Raw genomic sequence first — 20,681 nt, 5'->3', positions numbered from 1 at the left:
GGCTTTAAAACCGGATGTTAAAGTTGACATAGGGAATGGCGCTTCCAAAGATCGAAAGCTTGTAACCTGTGACGGCGCCGTTCTCGGATATATAATATACTGAATAGGGATTCTTTCTGCCCGTCAGATTGTATACGCCGATGGTCCATGAATTATGCGTTTTCTGGTGGACCTTGTGATTGCCATCGATGTTGATGGAATAATCGGTACGGAAATAATCGGGGATGCGGTAAGCATTTCTGTCTGCATATAAGGTCCTCCAGGAGCCGGCATAATAAAATTTGCCGATGGGCAGCGTAATAGGGCGGCCGGTGCTGTAAGTGGCATTCAGGGACATGCTGACGCGATGCGAGAATCTGTAATTGCCTACCATGGTGACGTCATGCGGCTTGTCATAATTAGCCGGATAGAATTCGCCGTTGTTGATCAGCTCTCCCGCATTGGGATCATTCTGACGAAGCAGTATGCGGGAATAGGTGTAGCTCAGCCAGCCATTCACCTTGCCCGTGAGTTTTTTTATCAGCAGCTCGACGCCATAAGCTTTTCCCTTTGTCTGCAGCACATCTGTCTCTATATGGTGGTTTAGGATCAGCTGTGCGCCACTCCTGTAATCCAGGTAATTCCTGATCCGTTTGTAATAGACTTCCAGGGATGTTTCGATCGTGTTCGATTTGAAATTTCTATACAGCCCCAGGGAAACCTGGTCGCCCGACTGGGGCCGGATATTGGGATCGCTTAGTTTCCAGATATCCGTGGGCGCCATGGCCGTGGTATTGGACAAGGCGTGGATGTACTGGCGCTGTGTGTTATAACCCGCCTTGATGGAAAGATTGTCTGTCAGGCTATATCGGGCGGACAGCCGGTACTCCGGACTTCCATAGGTCTTTATAATGTCGCCGGATCGATAGTGGGTAGTGCTGATCAGGTTGTCTGGAATGATGGGAAGCCCAGCCGCATAGTTATTTACGTCTCCAGGGCCCATATAATTATACATTGAATAGCGCAGGCCGCCTTCCAGGGACAGCGCGCTGCTGATGGTATAGCGGTCGCTGAGGTACGCGGCGCTTTCCAGCGCTTGTTCGGCCTGCAGGACATCCGGGACAACGAGGGAGGGCTTGCCCGCCGGCAGATACGAACCCGGGTGCAGCTGGTAACGCAGTGTGCTGACCCCCCATTCCAGGGTGTGGCCGGCATTGAGGAAATAGTTAAAATGCGCTTTGAAATACAGCTGGTTGATGTCGAAAGCCAGCTTGTATGCGTTGACCTTATTCTCCGTGCTGGTGATGTTGTATTGATAACGGTCATAGCCCCCGGTGATGAGGCTGTATAATTTGTTGTTGAAAACATGTTTCCATTTCACGGCAAGGTTGCGATTGCCATAGCCGTAGGTGGTGTCATTATTCAGATTGAAATGATCCTGGCTCAGATAGCCCGTGAAATAGAGGTTGTTGTTCTTATTGATCTCATGGCTGATGTTGAGGTTGACGTCATAAAAGGATGCCCGGCTGTGCTTATACTGATCCGGCAGGCGGGCCAGCAGCCAATTGGCATATGTTGTCCTGCCACCGAGGATAAAAGAGGTCTTCTCCTTTACCAGGGGGCCTTCGATGTTGACGCGGCTGGTCAGCAGGCCGATGCCTGCCGAACCGGTGAACTCTTTTTTGTTGCCCTCCCTGCTGTTGATGTCCAGCACCGAGGAAAGACGGCCGCCATACTTCGCGGGAATACTGCTTTTATAGAGCTCCACGTCTTTCACTACCTCGGGATTGAACGCTGAGAACATCCCGAAGAAATGTGCTGAATTATAGATAGTGCCGTCATTGAACAATACCAGGTTCTGATCCGCAGAGCCACCCCGCACATTCAGGCCGGTGCTGGCTTCTCCCACCGTCTTGACACCAGGTAAGGTCATCACCACGCGCAGGACGTCTGCCTCCCCGAACACCACGGGCACCTGCTTGATGGTCTTGATATCTATTTTCTGTACGCCCATTTGGGTCCTTCGGACATTGCTGGCTTTTTCCGCGGAGACGATGACTTTTTTAAGGGTCATGATCTGCGTCAGGAGGTCTATGTTCATCTTCCCATCGCCATACATCATTATCAATCTGCGTGTATCTTTCATGCCGATGCTCTGTATATTGAGGATATGGCGGCCTCTTGGAAGAGAAATGGAGTAATAGCCGAATTGATCCGAGAAGACGCCTATCCTGGGATTTTCTATGTAAATGGAGGCCCCGACAATGGGCTCGCCTGTTTTGGCGTCACGGGTATAGCCTGCCAGGTTGACGATGTCCTGCAGCGGGCCGTTGACCTTTTCTCCAATGGTATACAATTTATTTTCCAGCACGGCGACCTGGAGGGTATTTGCCTGTTCCTGCCTGTCATGCGGGAGATCTTCCCCGGCGACGGTAATCTTTCCTGTGTCCTTCCTGCTGAAAAAATCGGAAGGCAATTCAGTCTGAATAGCTTCTCCTTTACTGATGAAAACGTGTTTATGCCGGTCGATGGACCAGGTCAGCTCCGTACCTGAAAATGCAGTTTCCAACACTTTATAGAATGGCTGCTGCCGGACATCGATATCGACCTTCGCGGTGTCGAGATACGTCGTGTCGTAATAAAACCGGTATCCTGTCTGTTTTTCCAATTCTTTCAGGACATCAGCAAGGGGCGTTTGCTTAAAAGTCACCGTAACGAGGTCCCCTTTTTGCGCTAAGACCCGGCTGGCCGGCAGCAATAGAAGGATAATGGACAACCATTTCAGGAGAACAGGAGCAGGCATCATGTGCGATTTGCTATTGATTGGAACCATCATACCAGGCGGCAATTTTTAGAAGTGTATTTTCTTTATCCCCGGTCATGTCAAGATCGTTCCGCCGCATGAACTTTCTCGCCTCTTTATTTCTGTCGCCCAGGGTATGTAACAACGACCTTTTATTATTGACAGGATACCATGTATTGCCTTTTACGAGGTAATAGGACACGGAATGGTCTATGATTTTTTCAACGGAGGTATTGCCCGCCTGCTCAAGGATGGACTTTTTTTCTTTTTTCATGATGCAGACCCGGCCTTTATAGATCTGCTCATAATAACCCGGACGCGGGACCGAAGGATCAAGGCTGTCCTTAAGCCGGATGAAAATATGGTTTTCGATGGTAAAGCTGTCGATCAGCTCGTTGATCAGGATGATCTTAAATGCGTTCATGGGTGCATACGTCACCACGAGGCCCTTCACGAGGTCGTATGCCAGGGGTACGTCCCTGTAAAGGATCCCGTTGTACAGGAGAGATCCGTTTCGCATATGATCTTTGTCGAAGTAAGGATGCCCCTCTTTAAGGTTTTGGGCGTAGACGACATATTCGCTGCCCCGGTACAGTCCGGGCTCCGGGGCCATGCTGGCATGATAATGCTGAACTGCTTTTTCGAAGGCAAGGCGGGTGACCGTGCTGTCTTTTTCTATAATCTGGGCTTGTATTCTCAGCATCAATAGATTACATATAAGCAGCAACGCGCAGAAGATTTGGTTTGCCTTTGGCATTAAGGAAGTTTACAAAGTGACCCAATAGGAATAAATGTCTATTAAGACCTTAATTTAATCAAAGTCCTGTAAACTTCGGGAGAAATTAACGTTGATTAACGATGCAGGTTATTTCTTATTAATGATCAACGCGATGGCCGGCCCGAACAGGAACAGCATTGGGGCGATACTTTTTATGAAGGGCACGGTGCTGAAATGCCAGGCGCGTCCTGTTACCAATGGCACTATTGCCAAGGTCATCATTGCCCAAACGAAGATCCCGTACAGCATTCCACTGATCCATTTATTCCTGGCCAGGAATGGTAACCACGGGAAGATAAAATAGTAGATCAATGTCCAGGCCAGGCTGATGCCGTAGTGCATGGCCAGTCCCAGCAGGGCGGCGCCCGCCCCCCCTGTCAATGCGTCTTTGCCGATGAGGACGCTGGCGATGCCTTGCAGGAGCTGGGCAGCCGTGATCTTTCCAAGGACGGGCCCCCACATGATAATGGCATAGGTAATGTCTAAAGTGCCGGCCACCAGCCATGCAGGGAGGATGGTCTTGATGGCCGGCTTCAGAAGACGGTTTCTAGTTGTCGGGACTGAAATGGTATTGGTCATAATTGAACTAATAAGCACTGGAATTGGCCGTGGTCTCTTTAAGCAGGTCGCCCGCCGCCAACTTGGGCGTGTTGGGATTGGTATTGATCTCATCCTGCGGATAAAGGAACCGTTGTGGTAATGTAGATCCTGTCGTGGGGGGTATTCCCAGCAGGTTCTTCGTCCTGCGCACGTCGTTGAACTGCTCTATCTGGCCTACTGTTGAAACATATTTTTCTTCCAGGATCTTTCGAAGCAAGGCTTGCTCCTGGTTGAGACCGGACGCAACGGGATTGGCCATTCCTCCCGGGCTAAAGTCGCTGAGATCGTAATCATCATATTGATACCCATCCGGCAGGTAGCCGCTGTTGATATACCCACCCGTGGCCATGTATTGGCGATGTTTGTTCATTGCCTGCAGGGCGGCGACAGGGTCAGGAGCGGTATTCTTCATAAGGGCCTCGGCCAGGATCAGCTGGTTCTCTTCAAAGGTAACCAATGGGAACGGTGCGCTGCCTGCAAAAAATCCGTCCTGGTTGGAAGGATTGCCCCAGCCATCGAAATTGGAGAGCACGTTGGGGTCCAGGAAGTTTGTATTCAGCCCCGATTGGTAAAGATATTCAAACCTTGCCGTCTCATCCGTCTTGGCATCGCCGCGATAGGTGGCGCTGGATGGATCGAGCCAGGCTGCCGCAGTGGCGCCTTCCGCATTCATGTATCCCACCCGGTCATAGGAGAGGAAGGCATAATAGATATTGAAATCGGCGGTATAGCTGGTGCCATGGGGATCCATCATATTGCCTGTGGGACTGGCGATGCCCTGCTGTGCATTGGCAATGGCATTGGCATACTCTTTTGTGTGGAGGTAATATCTTGCCTTCAGCGTATAGGCGACGGCCACCCATTTGTCCGGGTCGCTCTGGAAATAGATGTCTTTCTCCGCAGGACCATTGCCGACATGCGCCTGCAGATTGTCGATGGCGCTGTCCAGCAGCGACTGGACACCTGCATATACATCTGCCTGTTTGTCAAATTTTGGCGTAGGATATTTGGCCGCATCGCCCGCTTCCCTGAAAGGCACGTCGCCCCAAAGGTCGGCAGCTAATCCAAAAGCCTGTGCCAGCATGACCTGTGCAATGCCCGTGGTGGCTTTGTCATTCACCGCCTGCGACTGGAGCTCCACGATCTTCAATTGACCGATAACGATGGAGTAAAGATTGTCCCAGGTGTCGTTGTAGTCGCTGGAGGATGAGTTATAGTTATTGAGACTGACGTACTGCCTGTCTGCTCCTGTAAAGCTCCTGGAGAAGATGCCCGCTACGCGGGCGAGGTTGCCTTCATACACCAGTATGGCGGATACCTGTGCACCATTGAGCACCAGCTTATAAGGGGCTGAGGTGGGGCTGTTGGGGCTCGTGTTGAGTCCCTCCGTGAATTTTTTGCAGGAGCCGGCCATCAGCAGGGTCGCCGGAAGAAATATATATAGGAAGATGGGTCGCATGTTTATCAGTTTAATAGTTGATCTTGATGGAAAATAAATAGCTGCGGGTGCTGGGATTGTTGAAGTAATCGATGCCGCGCCCATTGGTAGGCCCTGTCAGGTTCGTCTCGGGATCGATGCCTTTATAATGGGACCACAGCACGATGTTCCTGCCTGTGAAGGAGAAGTCGATGGATTGCAGCTTCGTCTTCTGACGGAAGCCGAAGCTTGTCAGTGAATAGCCCAGCGTAACTTCCCGCAAGCGTGTCCGGGTGCCTTTTTCAAAGAATTGAGGACCTGTCGCGGAGCCGAACCCGCCCCCGATGTCGCTGTACCAGGCCTGGGTCAGTGCGACCGGCCCCCCGCCAAAATCGGCTATTGATCCCCGAAAGCTGGCGCCGGCGGCGATCGTCTTGCCGTCATATGTTTTCAGGGCTTTTGTGGCAGTCGCCTGGGTGCCGGTCTCGGCGGCTGTGCCGATGGTGGTGAGCGCGGATCTTGTGCCATTCCACACATCGCCCCCTTGTACGTGGTCAAAGAGGAAGGAGAAGGTGAGATTCCTGTATTTAACAGTGCTGGTGATGCCTCCGATCCAGTCCGGGTTGGGATCGCCCAGTACGGACTCGCTGGGCGCCACAGTAGGAAAGCCATTGGCGTCCAGGACCAGCTTGCCTTTTGCATCCCTGTCGTAACCTACGCCCCAGAATGCGCCGAGACCATAGCCGGGAACAGCGCTGGAGACCACGGAGGTGAAGCCCGCCAGCCCGAATTGTTTGGTGCCTTTCAGGCTAAGCACCTTGTTCTTATTCCTGGACCAGTTGATGTTGGAGCTGATGCTGAGATTGCCATTGCTGCTCTTATACCAGTTGATCCCCAGGTCCGCTTCCACGCCCTTATTTTGTATCTCCGCGGCATTGTCATTGATGGTAAGGAAGCCGGAAGAACCAGGTACCGCTACACCGAAGATCGCGCCTGTTGTCTTATTGGAATAGTAAGTACCGCTGAGGCTGACTTTATTGGAGAAAAGCCGGAGATCGAGTCCCAGCTCATATTCTTTCTTCCTTTCCGGCTTTATATCCGGGTTGCCTTTCAGTGTGCTGCGAATATAGCCTCCGCCGTAGACAGGAGAGGAGGCATCCAGTGTCGACCCGAAGGATTCGCCGATGACTGCCGAGGAGCCGGTGACATAATAGGTGTTGGTGAGATAGGGGCTGGGCTGTACGCCCACTTCACCATAGGTCACCCGCAGCTTGCCGAAGGAAAGTACGTTGCTGTTGTCGAGTCCCTTCAATTTTGTAAACTGCCAGCCCAGGGCTGCGGAAGGGTAAAAGAACGTATTGGCGAATGTGGAGGCTTGTTCAGCCCTTCCGGTGAGATGGAGGTACAACTGATCGAATGCATCCAGGGACACCTGTCCGTAAGTCGCCGTCGTCCGTGCGGTGGAACGGGAGTTGAAAGGGAATCGCGAAGAGCCGGCGGAATTGCTTAGATCCGGCGGTGCATCAGGCAATATAAAGCTCTTCACATTGGTGCCCGCATTCTCAAAATTCCGGTTGTTGTAATTAATGCCCACCATTGCATTTAAATTAATGGAAGGAGCGATGGGGGTGGTGACCTTTGCCAGCAGATCTGTGTTGAACTGCAGCTCTGAAAGCTCCTGGATGGTGAGGCTGCCTCCCGGGAAGGCTGCCGACAGAACAGGGTAATTATCTGTCCGGTTGTCGGAGTAAAAGTCGACACCTGTGCGCGCCAGGAAGGACAGCCAGGGAGTGGCTTGTATATTAGCCTCGAAAGAGCCCAATGCCCTGTTGACTTCCACGGTGCTGGTGACTCTGTGGATGATCCAGAAAGGGTTATCGTAAATGGAATTGGTGTTGGCGCCGATGGGGTTGCGGTAAGCGATCTGGCGGCCCGGATAGAGGGCGCCGGCGGCATCTACATAAGTGCCTTCGTAGATCGTATTGTTAAAATCGGCCGGTGTACGGAGGCCGCCGAGGAAGAGTCCGGAAGTATTGGACCCTTGCTGCGCCCTGCTGGACTTTACATTGGAATAAGTAAGATTGGTGCCCAGGCGAATGGTCTTATTGAACCTTCTGTCTGCGTTGAAAGTAAAAGATTTCCGGTGATAGTCGGAGCCTGCCCTGATGATACCTTTTTGGGAAAGGTTGGACAGGCTGGCATAATACACGGTCTTGTCGTCGCCACCGCTGAAGGAAAGCGTATTGTCTATAAAATATCCGTTGTGGAAAAGGTCTTTGGTATGGTCGTAGATCGTTTTGGCATTCTTTCCTCCGTGTGGAGAAGCCGCCGTTCCATTGGCCACTGCGTAGCGTTTGGAGCCGTCCGGCAGGATTACGTAAGCCGTCCCGCTGTTGACATCGGCGCCCCCAGCCCGGTCTGCGATCTTATCTCCCCAGGAAAGCCGGTTGCCGTTTGCAAAGAGGCCTTTGTCGCCCTGACCATAAGTGGTCTGCAAAGGAGCGCTCTTGTTCAGGACATCCAAAGAGTAAGTGGTATTCAGGGAAATGCTGATCTTTCCCGCCGCCCTTCCTTTTTTGGTGGTGATGAGCACCACGCCGTTGGCCGCGCGGGTGCCATAGAGGGCCGCCGCGGCAGCGCCTTTCAGCACGTCCACCGTGGCGATGTCGTCGGGATTGATGTCGCTTAGACGGGATTGCTGCGAGGTGCCGCTCACCGCCATGCCGAAGGAGGAGTTGAAGACGGGAACGCCGTCAATGACGAACAGGGGTTGAAGGTCGCCGGTGATGGTGCTTTGCCCCCGGATCTGTATATAGGTGCCTTCTCCCGGATCGCCTCCCGAGCGGACGACCTGTACGCCGGAAGCCTTGCCTGCCAGGCCATTGAGGACGCTGGTTTCCCCCGACCCGGCCACAGCCTGTCCCTTGACGGAGGATTGGCTGGTAGCCAGCTTGTCTTTTTGACTCTGGATACCCAAGGCCGTGACCACCACCTCCGCCAGCGAGGAATTCTTACGGGAGACCTTTATATTCAAAGTCGTGACGTCGCCCACCGGCATTTCGCGGGTGGTGATGCCTGCCCCGCTGATGATGAGCGTTTCGGAATTTTTTACCCTGACGGAGAAGTTGCCGTCCGCATCGGCGCTGGTCCCTGCCCTGGTTTCTTTAATACGAATCGAAGCGAAGGGAACAGCCTGGCCGTCCTGGTCAGTGACCTTACCGGTGACGATCCTGGATTGGGCCAGGACCGGCAAGGCATAGATCGCCGGGAAAAGAATGAATAATAGAAGTTTTCTCATTTGTGTAGTTTTTTGTGACTAGGGTATAGACAAGGTGTTCCAGGCTGGGACGGGGGTGCCGGAGGGCAACTTGGACCTTTTCCCGTTGAAGTTGGATGTTAGTTCGGGCAAATGGTAATGGCCGATGCAGCGGGAGGCAGGAAGTGAAACCTATTGAAGAGGGCGATTAAACTATTGAAATTATTTCCACGGCAGGGGGGGATGCTGTAATTTAATGAAAACACTACCTATGCTGCTGCACGATGAAATGATCGTCGGAGAAAATGCCGGTAAAAGGATCCTTGTGAAGAAGGGAAGAGAGTTCATGGCCATACGGCTGGAGGATGTCGCCTACTTTTTTATCGAGAACGGCGTGTCTTATGTGATCGAGGCAAAGAGCCATTACAAATACATCATGGCCCGGCCGCTGAGGAATATCGAGCTGGCCGTAAACCCGAAATGCTTTTTCCGCGCAACAAAGAAATACCTGGTGAATATCAATGCGGTGGTAAAGTTCCGGCCGGCCAGGAAAGGAAAGCTGGAGGTACAGTTGGACCCGGACCCGAAAGAGACCATCATCATCAGCCAGTTGAAGGCGGGAATGTTCAAGCGATGGTTGTTGGAGAATTGACGCCCTCTTACAGCGCACGGAGCTGTATAAACCCGGCAAAAGCATCCCTGTAAGAAATTCCGATGGGAAGATTCTTGTCGCCAACGAGCACATAGTTGCCTTCCACACGCGTAATATGATCTCCATTGACGATGTAAGAATTATGGATGCGCGTAAAATGTCCCGGCAATTTTTCCAGCAATTCTTTCATCCTTTTATAAGTGACGATCTTTTGTGTCCTCGTATGGATGCATACATATTCCTTCAATGCTTCGAAATAAACGATATCGCGCAGGTTGACGCGGATCATTTTCTTGTCAGACTTGGCGAAGAGGTATTCTTCCGCCTGGGAGGGCGGCGGTGATGCGGGGTTGAAAGCTTTTTGCACTGCCATCAGAAAGCGTTTGAAAGTAATGGGTTTCAGAAGGTAATCCACCGCATTGTATTCATAGCTCTCGATGGCATGGTCTGAAGAGGCCGTGGTGAAGATCACCTTTTGCTCTTTGGGCAGCATATGGATCAGCTCGATCCCTGTCAGGTCGGGCATGTTGATATCCAAAAAAATGAGGTCTGCCTGGGAGTGGCCCAGGAGTTCCAGGGCTTCCAACGCGTCGAAGCATGTACCCTTTAATGTCAGGTAGGGGACTTTGCTGATATAATCCTGCAGCAGCTGTTGTGCATTGGGCTCGTCTTCGATGATCAGGCAACCTATCTTGGTCATAGCGGTATCGTTAAATTACTGATATAGACGTCTTCCGAGTGATCGCTGACAAGCTGGTAATTGTCTCCGTAAAGGATCTGCAATCTCTTCGAGAGATTATTAAGCCCGATGCCCCAGCCTGTTCCATTGTGACTGACATCAGAGCGAAAATGGTTGCAGACCCTGAAATGGATGCGATCCGAGATCTGCAGCCTTATTGAAATATAGTTATTTTTTCCCCTTTTGTCAATACCGTGCTTGAAAACGTTCTCCACCAGCGGGATCAGCAGCATGGGGGGTATTTTCACATGAGAGATATCTTCCGGGACTTCAATAGTAGTCTTTACAGGATGGCGTATCCGCATTTTTTCCAGCTCGATATAATTCCGGATAAAACCCATCTCTGCGGACAGCGGGATCTCCTGGTGAGGGCCCTGTTCCAGGAAATAGCGCATGATGGAGCTGAGCTTTTCGATGAGGTCGGCCGTCAGCGGGGACTCGCGTTGGGCGACGAAGTAGATATTGTTGAGCGTATTGAACAGGAAATGGGGCTGTACCTGGGCTTTCAGTAAGTTTAGCTGCGCCTCTGCATGTTGCTTCAGCAGCTGCTCCTGTTGTTGCTTGATAGCAAAATAGTCCAGGGTAAAGCGAAAGGCGATGCTGAAGATAAAAAAGAGGCAATGGGTAACGAAGGGATAGGCATAATTCGCAAAGACCAGGTGACCCTCTGTTTTGAGGATAAGATGATAATAAATGAAAAACTGGACCTGGGCGCGCATCCAGGTGATGGCTACCAGGCCCAGGACGATGATGACAGCGTACCAGAAATATTTCTTTTTCCGGTAGAGATGGGGTATCAGCCACAGGGCGTTGCCGTAGAGAATGATAATATAGGAGAGGGTACCGAGGCAAGCATAGTTAAGGGCGTCCAGCATAGGATAATCTTCCAGGACCGAAAAGAACATTATCCAGAAGATCACTATCCATATCAGCCATTGCAATTTTGTCAGTGGGTGATATGTACGCCGCCGTCCTTCCATTCAGACGAATGTAAAAAGAATATTTGTTTTGAAGGGTATTTTAAACGGATAGGTCCGGGACTTCAATGGATGTCGAGCAGCCGGGCGCCGCTGACGTGCAGGTCGTCCTTATTTTGCAGAAAGACGAGGACCTTACAGTTTGCCGCTGTCAGACTGGCGGGGAAAGTGAGGGTTAGGGCGCCTTTGCTTTTATTGGAGGTTTTCAGGTCCCTGACGATATTGGTGTGATGGAGTTGCCGGCCGGCATTCTCGCCATTTTTGACGGCTGTGGATGCCTCCAGCTGTATCAGGGCGGCTTGAAGAGCACCCTGGCTTTTGCCCGTGAGGGTATAGTCGACCGTGATGGTCTTACCGTCGGCGCTATGTGCATTGGCTTCTACAGCGGCATTGGTGGTATGGGCGAGCTCTTCGTCCACGGCCTGGCGGAGGCGGACTTCGTCGGAGCCTACCATTTCCGTTTTCCCGTTGATGATGACCTGGGGTGTATACAGGCTCCGGAGTTCGAGCACTTCGGTATATTGCTTTTGCCGGAGGGTATAATCCGCCTTGCTGAAGGGGTCTTTCCAGCCCAGGCGGTCCCAGTAGTCGACATGGAAGCTCAGGACATAAACGCCCCTGGGATAGCTTTTCGGCAGGGATGCTACAAGCTCGTCGGCAGCCGGGCAGCTGGAGCAGCCTTCCGAGGTAAAAAGCTCCACCAGGGCAAATCCGTCTGCATCCGCCGGTCGGCCGGGCCCGGATAGGAAAAGGGTGGGCAGCAGGCCCAGCAAAAGAAGTATTTTGGATGGCATGAAGCTGAAGTTTATAAGGTAATTTACCAAATGCCGCTGGTCTTTGGTGTCGATTGGGTTACATTTTCAATACTTTTGAGGCCCGCCTCAATCCATGCGAAATAATTTAACACAAACGTTTGTGTAACCGAACCAGGGAGAAAACTTTTACTTTTAAAAATGCCGTCGCAGCAAGATATAGCTCTGGTCAGTCGCCTGAAGGCGGGAGATTTGTCTGCCTTCGACGAGCTGTATCTTAAATATTACACGTTGTTGTGTACCAGCGCCTTCTTCTTCCTGAAAAATGGCGCCGAGGCCAAAGACCTCGTCCAGAGCCTTTTCCTTGACATTTGGGACAGGCAATTGTACCTGCATTTCCATGACGATATCAAAGGCTACCTGTTTCTGGCCATCAAGAACAGGTGTCTCAATTACTTAAAGCGGGAAAAAGTGCAGGACAGGCACCGGAAAGGATACGCAGCGCTGCAGGAGGATGGCGTCTTTGAGGCCCAGGGTTTCGGGGAAGGGACAACGGACCATTACCAGCGGTTGCATTCCCTGCTGGAACAGATGCCCGACCAGAAAAAGACTGCCATTCAAATGGTATACATCCATGGGAAGCGGTACCAGGACGCTGCCGACGCCATGCGCATCAGTATCAACTCCCTGAAAACGCATTTGAAAACGGGACTGAAGGTCCTGAGGGGGGAAATTAATAGTAAGATCAATTAACCCGTTAAGGCCGGGCTGGTGTAGCATATTCAGATGAACTATACGAAAGAACAGGTATTTCAATTGTTCGTGGAGAAGCTTTCAGGGGCTATTACCCCGGAAGAGGAGATGGTATTGGAGCAAAGGTTGTCGTCCGATGCGGCTTTTACCGCCGAATGGCGGCTGTTGGAGGAGCGGGCGGCACAGCTGGGATTGCCCACATTCCTTTCTGAGCTGGATGCCGGGGCGGGCCTGCGGGAGTTGAAAGCCACGCGGGGAATGGCGCCGGCGATACATATAAGAAGGAGGCGACGTTTCAGGCGGGCGCTGTCCCTGGCGGCTGTAGTCCTGCTGGTCGCGGCAGGGATATGGGTCTTCTACCCTGGAAAAGAAAAGATTGCGGATGGGGGCAGGATCGCGACGCTGGTCAAACAGCGCCAGCAGGCCGTAAGTCTGAAGCTCGCCAACGGTGATTCCGTAGAGCTGGGACAAGCCAATGCGGGCAGGTCCATTGCATTGGGAAATACGACATTGAATACGCATCAGGATGGGCTGCAGTATACTTCGGCGGATACGGCCACCAGCACATTATCGGTGCCTCCCGGCGCCACTTACAGGATCGTTCTGTCGGATGGGACGGAGGTGTGGCTCAATGCCGACACCCGTCTGCGTTTTCCTTTAAAATTTACTGGTAAGTCCAGGGAGGTCGAAATAGCCGGAGAGGCTTATTTTAAGGTAGCCGCCAACACCCGTGCGCCATTTATCGTCCATACACCGCTGACGGATGTACAGGTATTGGGCACGTCTTTTAATATCAACACCTATGAAAAGGGCAATGTCCGGACGGCGTTGGTGGAAGGGAAAGTGATTGCAGGGTCACGGGACGGGAAGCGCATGCCGCTGAATCCCGGATATGTTGCGGAATACAATGTGTCGAATGGGTTCTCTTCGACGACCTTCGAGCAGGACGATGAGCTGTCGTGGATCAACGGTGTGTATTATTTCCATGACATGCCGATGGAAAACCTGGCCAGGATGGCATCCCGTTGTTACGGCCTCAACATCATCATCAATAAGGAGCATCTTGCAGGACAGTCGCTGACAGGCGTGCTGGAAAAAGGTAAGCTGGCTGAATTCCTCAATGACCTTGCGACTACGGCGCATATAAAATACTATTACTCCAATAAGGACCTTTATCTTGAGTAACCTTCTCCCCTAAAAAAAATTTCTGTTAAGTTTTCACCCGAACTAGTAGTTTGTCTGTAGCTATATTATAAAACTGCTGATATGAGAGAAATCCTCAAAAATGCCGCGCTGTTCCAGCGCAGGCTGCTTCCCATTCTTTTTTTCTTTATTGCCCTGCCGGGCGCATATGCGATGCCACAGCCCGAGGTTCCAGGACTTCAATCAGTGGTCAGCATTTCCGGGCAGCATATACCCGTGGCGCAGGTGCTGCGGGCTATTCGGAAACAGACGGGCCTAAGTTTTTTTTACAGCAATCAATTGCTGAATGACAAGGAAAAGGTGAGTATCAGCTTCCGCAATGCACGTCTCGAGGAAGTGTTGACCTACCTGTTCAGGGACCGGAACATCACGTATGAAGTGAGGGGCCACCGGGTGCTGCTGAACGAAAAGCCGGCGCCCCCGAAGGTGGTGAAAGATCCGCCACCACCGGCGCCGGAGAAAAAAGTGCTGGACACCATTACGGTGAGAGGCCAGGTAATGGACCCAGACGGCAAGCCATTGCAGGGCGCTACGGTGATGGTGAGAGGGCGGGCCACGGGAGGCGTCATGACGGACGAGTTCGGCATCTTTTCACTCCGGGCCAATGCCGGAGAAGTGCTCAGCGTATCGATGGTGGGCATGCAGCAGGAAGAGATTGCTGTGCCGGCCAAAGGTAATCTGAAAGTCACCCTGAAAACAAAGACCGATAAGATGAACGAGGCCGTGGTGGTGGGCTATGGCAAGCAGCGGAAGATCTCGGTGACGGGCTCGGTGGCCAGCGTAGACATGGAGGACATGCGGATGCCCGTGCGCAACCTGACCAATGCGCTGGCGGGTAAGGTGGCGGGTGTCATTTCCGTGCAGACCAGCGGTGAGCCGGGCTATGACAATTCCACTTTCACCATTCGCGGCATCGGCACCTTTCAAGGCAACGTATCGCCCCTGATCATCGTGGACGGCGTGCAACGCGAGGATGTCAACAGCACGTATGGCGGCGCCTATAATAACATCGATCCGGAAGATATTGCCAGCATTTCTTTATTAAAGGATGCATCGGCGACGGCGGTGTATGGCGCCAAGGCTGCCAACGGCGTACTGATCATTACCACCAAACGGGGCGTAGCAGGCAAACCGAAGATCTCATCCAAGCTGGAATCGGGTGTTTCCGGGCTTACCAAAGTACCGAAAATGATGGATGGGGTGAATTACATGAAATTATACAACGAGGCCGTAGTAAATGATGGCGGGCTGCCCAAGTACAGTGACGAAACGATCCAGAAGACGGCCAGTGGCCTGGACCCTTATATATACCCCAATGTCAACTGGCTGAAGTCTATGTATAAGACCTGGGCGCCGTATTACAATGCCAATGTGAATGTTACAGGCGGCGGTGAATCCATGCGTTATTTCCTTTCCGCCAGCTTTTATGACCAGGACGGCAGCTATAAGGTGGAAAAGTTGAACGGATATAATCCCAACCTCAATTTCAAACGATATGATTTCCGGAGCAACGTGGATGTGAACCTGAGCAAGAACACAGTGTTGTCGCTGAACCTGGACGCCATGCTGGTGAACAGCCGGTACCCCGGGGTTTCGGCCGCCAGCATCTGGTATTCCGCCTATGCCACCAACCCCATTGCATTTCCCATTAAATACCCGGGCAATAAATGGGCGGGTCCGGTGAACAACGGGGGTACCAATCCATTTAATGCTTTGCAGAATGCAGGGTATACCACCGAGTTCAGGCCTACCGTTCAATCGGTGATCACGCTGGCGCAAAAGCTCGACGTTATTACAAAGGGTCTCTCGGCCATGGGCCGGTTCTCCTTCGACAGCTATGGCCAAACGGATATCGAGCGAAAGGGAAACAATGATCTCTGGTATGCCAGCACCAGGGATGGTGAGGGCAATCTCATCCTCAACCAGGCTCGCGTGGGAGATACCTACCTGGGTTATAAGTCTACTACGCAGGCAGAAAGAACGATGTACCTGGAAGCCAATCTCAGCTATAGCCGCAGTTTCGGCGATCACAGCGTCGGCGGACTGCTGGTCTTCAACCAGCGGAACAGGGTGGTGGGTTCCGCGGACAATGTCGTCCATGTGCTGCCCTATCGCAATATGGCCTCCGCCGGGCGGGCCACCTACGCTTACAAGGATAAATATCTCGCGGAATTCAACGCAGGATATACAGGATCGGAGAACTTTTCAGAAGGTCATCGCTGGGGCTTTTTTCCCTCCGTATCCGCCGGCTGGGTGATCTCCAAAGAGGATTTCTTCGACCCTCTGGCGAAGACTTTCAGCCTGCTGAAGATCCGGGCCTCCCGCGGGAAGGTGGGGAATGATAATATCGGTGGGACCGACCGCTTTGGCTACCTGACGCAGTTCGGCAGTGGCGGGAGTACGTCTTTCGGCCTGAATGGCAATGGGTATACGGGCCAGACAGAGTATATCATCGGGACCGAAAATCTCACCTGGGAGTTGGCGACCAAGACGGACATCGGACTGGAAGTAGGTTTGCTGAACAAGATCAACGTCGTAGTCGATGTTTTCCAGGACAGACGCAAGGATATCCTCATCCCCCGGCAGGCTATCTCATCCATCGTAGGATACAACGGTTATGACTGGACCGCAGGGATTACGCAGAATACTAAGGTCTATGCCAACATGGGCGAAATGAATAACAAAGGCATCGACGGCAGCGTGGAATATAACGACAAGTTCGGGAAAGCTATTACGCTTCGCCTGTTCGGCAATTTTACCTATGCCCGGAACAAGATCCTGTTTGCCGACGATCCGAAAAGGAAGTATCCCTGGCTGCTGCAGGCGGGACACCGGTATAATGAGTTCCAGGGTTATGTGTCTCAGGGCCTGTTCAAAAGCAAGGACGATATCAACAGCAGTCCCGGCCAGTCTTTCAGCGTAGTGCATCCCGGTGATGTCAAATATACGGACCTGGACAAGGATGGGGCCGTCAACTCCTACGACTACACCTACCTGGGTAAGTCCTCTTTTCCTTCCTGGTCATACGGTGCGGGCTTTACCCTGGGCTATAAGAAGATCGACCTGTCCCTATTCTTCCAGGGCGTGGCGGATGTATCCATCATGGCCAATGGTACGCCCATCGATATGAAGGACGGCACCGCGTCGGGCGTTGGGATCGTGCCTTTTGCGGGCATTGGGCAATACCCTGCCAATGTAATGAGCAAAGCGCTTGATCGCTGGACGGTGGACAATCCGCGGCAGGATGCATACTATCCCCGCATGGGAATTGCCACGACCACTTCCAATAACTACGTCAACAGCACCTGGTGGCTGAAGGATGGCAGCTATATCCGCCTGAAGCAGGCCTCCATTGGTTATACGATCTACAATGCCGGGTCGAAGAAAACAGGTCTTGCCAGCCTTTATGTGTACGGCGCAGGCACCAACCTGCTGACTTTTTCGAAATTCAAATTATGGGATGTGGAGCTTGGGTCCAACGGGGCCACCTACCCGCTCGCGAGAACCGTTGTCATTGGCCTGCGTGCCCAATTCTAACTTAAAAACGTGATGAAAATGAAGCGTTCTAATCATATATGTGTTGCTGTAATTCTCCTTTTTTCCCTGGGCTCCTGCAAGAAGTATCTTGATCAGAAGCCGGACAACCTGCTGACGGAAGAACAGCTCTGGCAGACCCGCGCCAATGCGGAGTCTTACCTGAATAATATTTACGCCCGGCTGCATAACAACGATGGAGGTGACTATGCCACTATTGGCGCCAGCGACGAGAGCTCCGTCTCCATCGGGGGGTCGGGCACACGGCAAATGGTGGCGGGTAACTGGAATCCGCAAAGCTACATCGGGTATAACTGGAGCAGCTATTATGCGGGCATCCGTCAATCCTTCATCTTCGAAGATAACATAGATAAAGTGCCTCCTACCCAAATGAGCGATAGCCTGAAGCAACAGTACAAGGCGGAAGCTGTCTTCCTGAGAGGCTGGTTCTTCTGGAAGCTATTGGAGCAATATGGCCCTTTTGTCAAGCTGACAGAGACCGTAAGCCAGACGGCGGATGCCACGAAATATCCCCGGGCTCCTTTCGACACCTGTGTGGCCTATATCAACGAGATCATGGATAAGGCGGCAGCTCATTTGCCGGCAGCCTGGACCGTCAGCGGCAATTATGGCCGCGTAACGAAGGGCGCGGCATTGGCTGTAAAGGCGCAGCTTGCCTTATGGGCCGCCAGTCCCCTATGGAACGGCAACCCTTATTTCAATAATTTCAAAAATAATGACGGTACGGCCCTGGCCCCTGCCAGCTACGATGCTTCCAAATGGGCGACAGCCGCCGCTGCCGCAAAGGCTGTCATCGACCTGGGCGCATTTAGATTATTCACCAATGTGGATGAGGGAAAGGGCGCATTTGATCCTTATCTGTCTGTCAGTGACCTGTTTATTACCAGCTGGAACAATGAGATCATCATGGCCAATAATAAATATGGTGCCTGGGGATGGGTCAAGGACGTATCGCCGTCACCTGGCGCTTATAATATCTACAATGCCACCCAGAACGCGGTGGATGCCTTTTGCATGTCCAACGGACGGACCATCGATGACCCCGCTTCCGGCTATGTAGAAACAGGCTTTGCGGGAGCCGGCGACACCAGCGCATGGGGCGGCCACCTGAGAGGCGAGTGGAATATGTATGCCCACCGGGAGGCAAGGTTCTATGCCTATGTACAGTATAATATGCACCCTGTCCTGCCTGCCATCACGGTAGACGATAAGAACTTTTATTCTTCCAGCGCCAACCAGGACGGGACGGGAAGAGTGGAATACTACTATTCCGGCAAATCGGGCCAGGTGGCGGCCAATAGCAGCAATATCACGGGCTATGGCATCCGGAAGGGGGTCAGCCCCGCCGATAATATCCGCAACGACGTTGTGGGCTATCGGCCGCAGATACTCATTCGTTATGCGGAGATCCTGCTGGACTATGTGGAAGCGCTGAATGAATCGGACCCTTCTCATCCCGATATCGTCACTTACCTGGATATGGTAAGGGCAAGGGCCGGCCTGCCGGGCATCGAGACCGTATACCCCGGTGCAGTGGGCAACCAGGACCAGATGCGGAAATATATCCTGCGGGAAAGACAGGTGGAGCTTTGTTTTGAAAATGGAGACAGGTACTATACGCTGGTAAGGAGAAAATTGTTGGGGAATGCCGAAAACCAGGCCATTTACGGCATGAATGTCAATGCCAACGATAATGGGCAGGGATTCTCCTTTACCGCTTTCTACACGCGCACGCTGTTCCAGAACAGGTTCTGGAATGACAAAATGTATCTCTTCCCTATTTATCAGACAGACATAGACAACGATAACGCCATCGTCCAAAACCCCGGATGGTGAGATGTGCGCAACCCGGATGGAAGAATTTAAATATAAATCAATGCATATGCAACGTACTATAAAGATATTCCTGGTAGCAATCCTTGCTGGATTGTCCACCGGCATGCTCAGCTGTAAAAAGGATGCCGGCACGGGCCACCATCCTGGCTCACCTATCAAAGTAGACAGCTTCACCGCTACTTCGGGCGGCGTAGGGACGGAAGTCCTGATCTCCGGCAGCAATTTCTCGTCGGACACCTCGCAGATAAAGGTGTTTGTCAACGGTCATCAACTGGCGCTGGTCGGCGCCAATGCCCGCCAGATCATGGCGGTGATACCTGCCAAATGCGGATCGGGCCATGTGATCGTTAAGATTGGTGGGGACAGCGCTGTGAGTACAGGCGTTTTCAACTATACGTTCTCCAGGGTCGTCAGCACGCTGGCGGGCAACGGTACGGCTGGCTTTGCCAACGGCCAGGGAACAGATGCTAAATTCAATTTCAGCGGGGAGATATGGTATCGCAGCCAGGGCATCGTGGTCGACGACAACCTGAATGTGTATGTGGCCGATCCGGGCAATCATTGCATCCGGAAGATAGACAGCCTGGGCAATGTATCGACGTTGGTGGGCGACCCCACCGCCTCCGGATATGCGGACGGACAGGGCTCGGCTGCTAAATTCAGCCTTCCCTATGACCTGGCCCTGGATGCCGACGGCAATCTTTATTCCGGCGACGCCGGCAACTGGGACGTCCGGAAGATCTCACCGGACGGTACGGCTGTCACCTGGGCCTGGGGAAGCCAGGCGCCCTGGAGCGTGGCTGTCGATAAGACAACTGGCTATGTGTATTATTCCAGCTGCGACAATCCCGGCAATATATACCAGATCACCGCTCAGTCCACCGCCAGCGAGGTCATTCACGGTCTTAACTACCCGGCGGGAATCAAATTCGACAAGGCAGGCAATCTCTATGTCTCGTGCAATGGGGACCAGGTGGTCTACAAGTTCGACCAGGGCTCCTGGAATAAGACCGTCATTGCCGGAACGATGGGATCTGCAGGTTATGCCAACGGCGCCGGTACGGCGGCCAAGTTTGCCTACCCCTGGGGGCTGGCCATTGACAACGACGGCAACCTCTTGCTGGGGGAAAATGGTACATGGAACGGTGACACCGGCAACCCCGATCAGTCCATACGCTATATCGCAGCAGACACGCGGGACGTTAGCACCTTCGCCGGCAGCAATTCGGCGGGATATGCCGACGGCATCGGAGAAGCGGCTTCCTTCAGTGCTCCTATAGGCGTGGCGGTGGACAAGAACGGCACCGTCTATGTACTGGACAAGAACAATAACAGGGTCCGCAAAATAATATCGCTGTAAGGCGTACGAAAAAATAGAGCA

The 20,681-nt window shown here is 52.5% G+C and carries 14 protein-coding genes; 6 read left to right on the top strand and 8 right to left on the bottom strand.

All coding sequences use genetic code 11. From position 1 onward, the window contains the following. Positions 1-4 precede the first annotated feature (4 nt). The 5 genes from Q4E93_RS09105 to Q4E93_RS09085 all read right to left on the bottom strand — a co-directional run bounded on the left by Q4E93_RS09105 (position 5) and on the right by Q4E93_RS09085 (position 8,875). A complete protein-coding gene (locus Q4E93_RS09105; RefSeq protein ID WP_303584479.1) occupies positions 5-2,815 on the bottom strand; it encodes a TonB-dependent receptor in 2,811 nt (936 codons plus the stop codon). Continuing rightward, positions 2,796-3,485 carry a hypothetical protein gene (locus Q4E93_RS09100; RefSeq protein WP_303584477.1) on the bottom strand — a complete coding sequence of 230 codons (690 nt, stop codon included), beginning with the start codon at positions 3,483-3,485 and terminating at the stop codon, positions 2,796-2,798. The genes Q4E93_RS09105 and Q4E93_RS09100 overlap by 20 nt, the downstream gene beginning before the upstream one ends. Before the next feature lie 162 nt (positions 3,486-3,647). Beyond that, the gene (locus Q4E93_RS09095; protein WP_303584476.1) at positions 3,648-4,139 is read right to left on the bottom strand and encodes a hypothetical protein; all 492 of its coding nucleotides are present in this window, start codon (positions 4,137-4,139) and stop codon (positions 3,648-3,650) included. 7 nt (positions 4,140-4,146) lie between these two features. Further along, entirely contained in the window at positions 4,147-5,619 is a 1,473-nt protein-coding gene (locus Q4E93_RS09090) for a SusD/RagB family nutrient-binding outer membrane lipoprotein (protein WP_303584475.1), read from the bottom strand. 10 nt (positions 5,620-5,629) lie between these two features. Continuing rightward, positions 5,630-8,875, bottom strand: a complete 3,246-nt coding sequence (locus tag Q4E93_RS09085) for a SusC/RagA family TonB-linked outer membrane protein (RefSeq protein ID WP_303584473.1) — start codon at positions 8,873-8,875, stop codon at positions 5,630-5,632. A gap of 229 nt (positions 8,876-9,104) precedes the next feature. Here Q4E93_RS09085 and Q4E93_RS09080 point away from each other — a divergent pair, with 229 nt between their 5' ends. Beyond that, positions 9,105-9,485, top strand: coding sequence for a LytTR family DNA-binding domain-containing protein (locus tag Q4E93_RS09080; RefSeq protein ID WP_303584471.1), 381 nt, complete (start codon positions 9,105-9,107; stop codon positions 9,483-9,485). Positions 9,486-9,492: 7 nt separating this feature from the next. Here the strand turns inward: Q4E93_RS09080 and Q4E93_RS09075 are convergent, their stop codons facing one another. The 3 genes from Q4E93_RS09075 to Q4E93_RS09065 all read right to left on the bottom strand — a co-directional run bounded on the left by Q4E93_RS09075 (position 9,493) and on the right by Q4E93_RS09065 (position 11,995). Further along, positions 9,493-10,185, bottom strand: coding sequence for a LytR/AlgR family response regulator transcription factor (locus Q4E93_RS09075; RefSeq protein WP_303584470.1), 693 nt, complete (start codon positions 10,183-10,185; stop codon positions 9,493-9,495). Continuing rightward, entirely contained in the window at positions 10,182-11,204 is a 1,023-nt protein-coding gene (locus Q4E93_RS09070; RefSeq protein ID WP_303584469.1) for a sensor histidine kinase, read from the bottom strand. Before Q4E93_RS09070 ends, Q4E93_RS09075 begins: the two co-directional genes overlap by 4 nt. Positions 11,205-11,266: 62 nt before the next feature. Next, positions 11,267-11,995 (bottom strand): DUF1223 domain-containing protein, encoded by a 729-nt coding sequence (locus Q4E93_RS09065; protein WP_303584468.1) that lies wholly within the window; start codon positions 11,993-11,995, stop codon positions 11,267-11,269. 159 nt (positions 11,996-12,154) lie between these two features. On the opposite strand from Q4E93_RS09065, the gene Q4E93_RS09060 reads away from it, so the two are divergent. The 5 genes from Q4E93_RS09060 to Q4E93_RS09040 all read left to right on the top strand — a co-directional run bounded on the left by Q4E93_RS09060 (position 12,155) and on the right by Q4E93_RS09040 (position 20,660). Then, a complete protein-coding gene (locus tag Q4E93_RS09060) occupies positions 12,155-12,706 on the top strand; it encodes a sigma-70 family RNA polymerase sigma factor (protein ID WP_303584467.1) in 552 nt (183 codons plus the stop codon). Positions 12,707-12,739: 33 nt separating this feature from the next. Further along, positions 12,740-13,891: a FecR domain-containing protein gene (locus tag Q4E93_RS09055; RefSeq protein ID WP_303584466.1), complete on the top strand. Its 1,152-nt coding sequence runs from the start codon at positions 12,740-12,742 to the stop codon at positions 13,889-13,891. Positions 13,892-13,972: 81 nt separating this feature from the next. Then, a complete protein-coding gene (locus tag Q4E93_RS09050) occupies positions 13,973-17,446 on the top strand; it encodes a TonB-dependent receptor (protein ID WP_303584465.1) in 3,474 nt (1,157 codons plus the stop codon). 18 nt (positions 17,447-17,464) lie between these two features. After that, positions 17,465-19,300, top strand: a complete 1,836-nt coding sequence (locus tag Q4E93_RS09045; protein ID WP_303584464.1) for a RagB/SusD family nutrient uptake outer membrane protein — start codon at positions 17,465-17,467, stop codon at positions 19,298-19,300. A 46-nt stretch (positions 19,301-19,346) separates the two neighbouring features. Beyond that, on the top strand, positions 19,347-20,660 hold the full coding sequence (locus Q4E93_RS09040) for an IPT/TIG domain-containing protein (protein WP_303584462.1): 1,314 nt from the start codon (positions 19,347-19,349) through the stop codon (positions 20,658-20,660). Positions 20,661-20,681 lie beyond the last annotated feature (21 nt).

It is taken from the genome of Flavitalea plasmicola (genome assembly GCF_030546645.1).
Classification (GTDB): Bacteria; Bacteroidota; Bacteroidia; order Chitinophagales; family Chitinophagaceae; genus Puia.
Note: the sequence above shows the minus strand (reverse complement) of the source record. Positions and strands in the feature narration are given on the sequence as shown.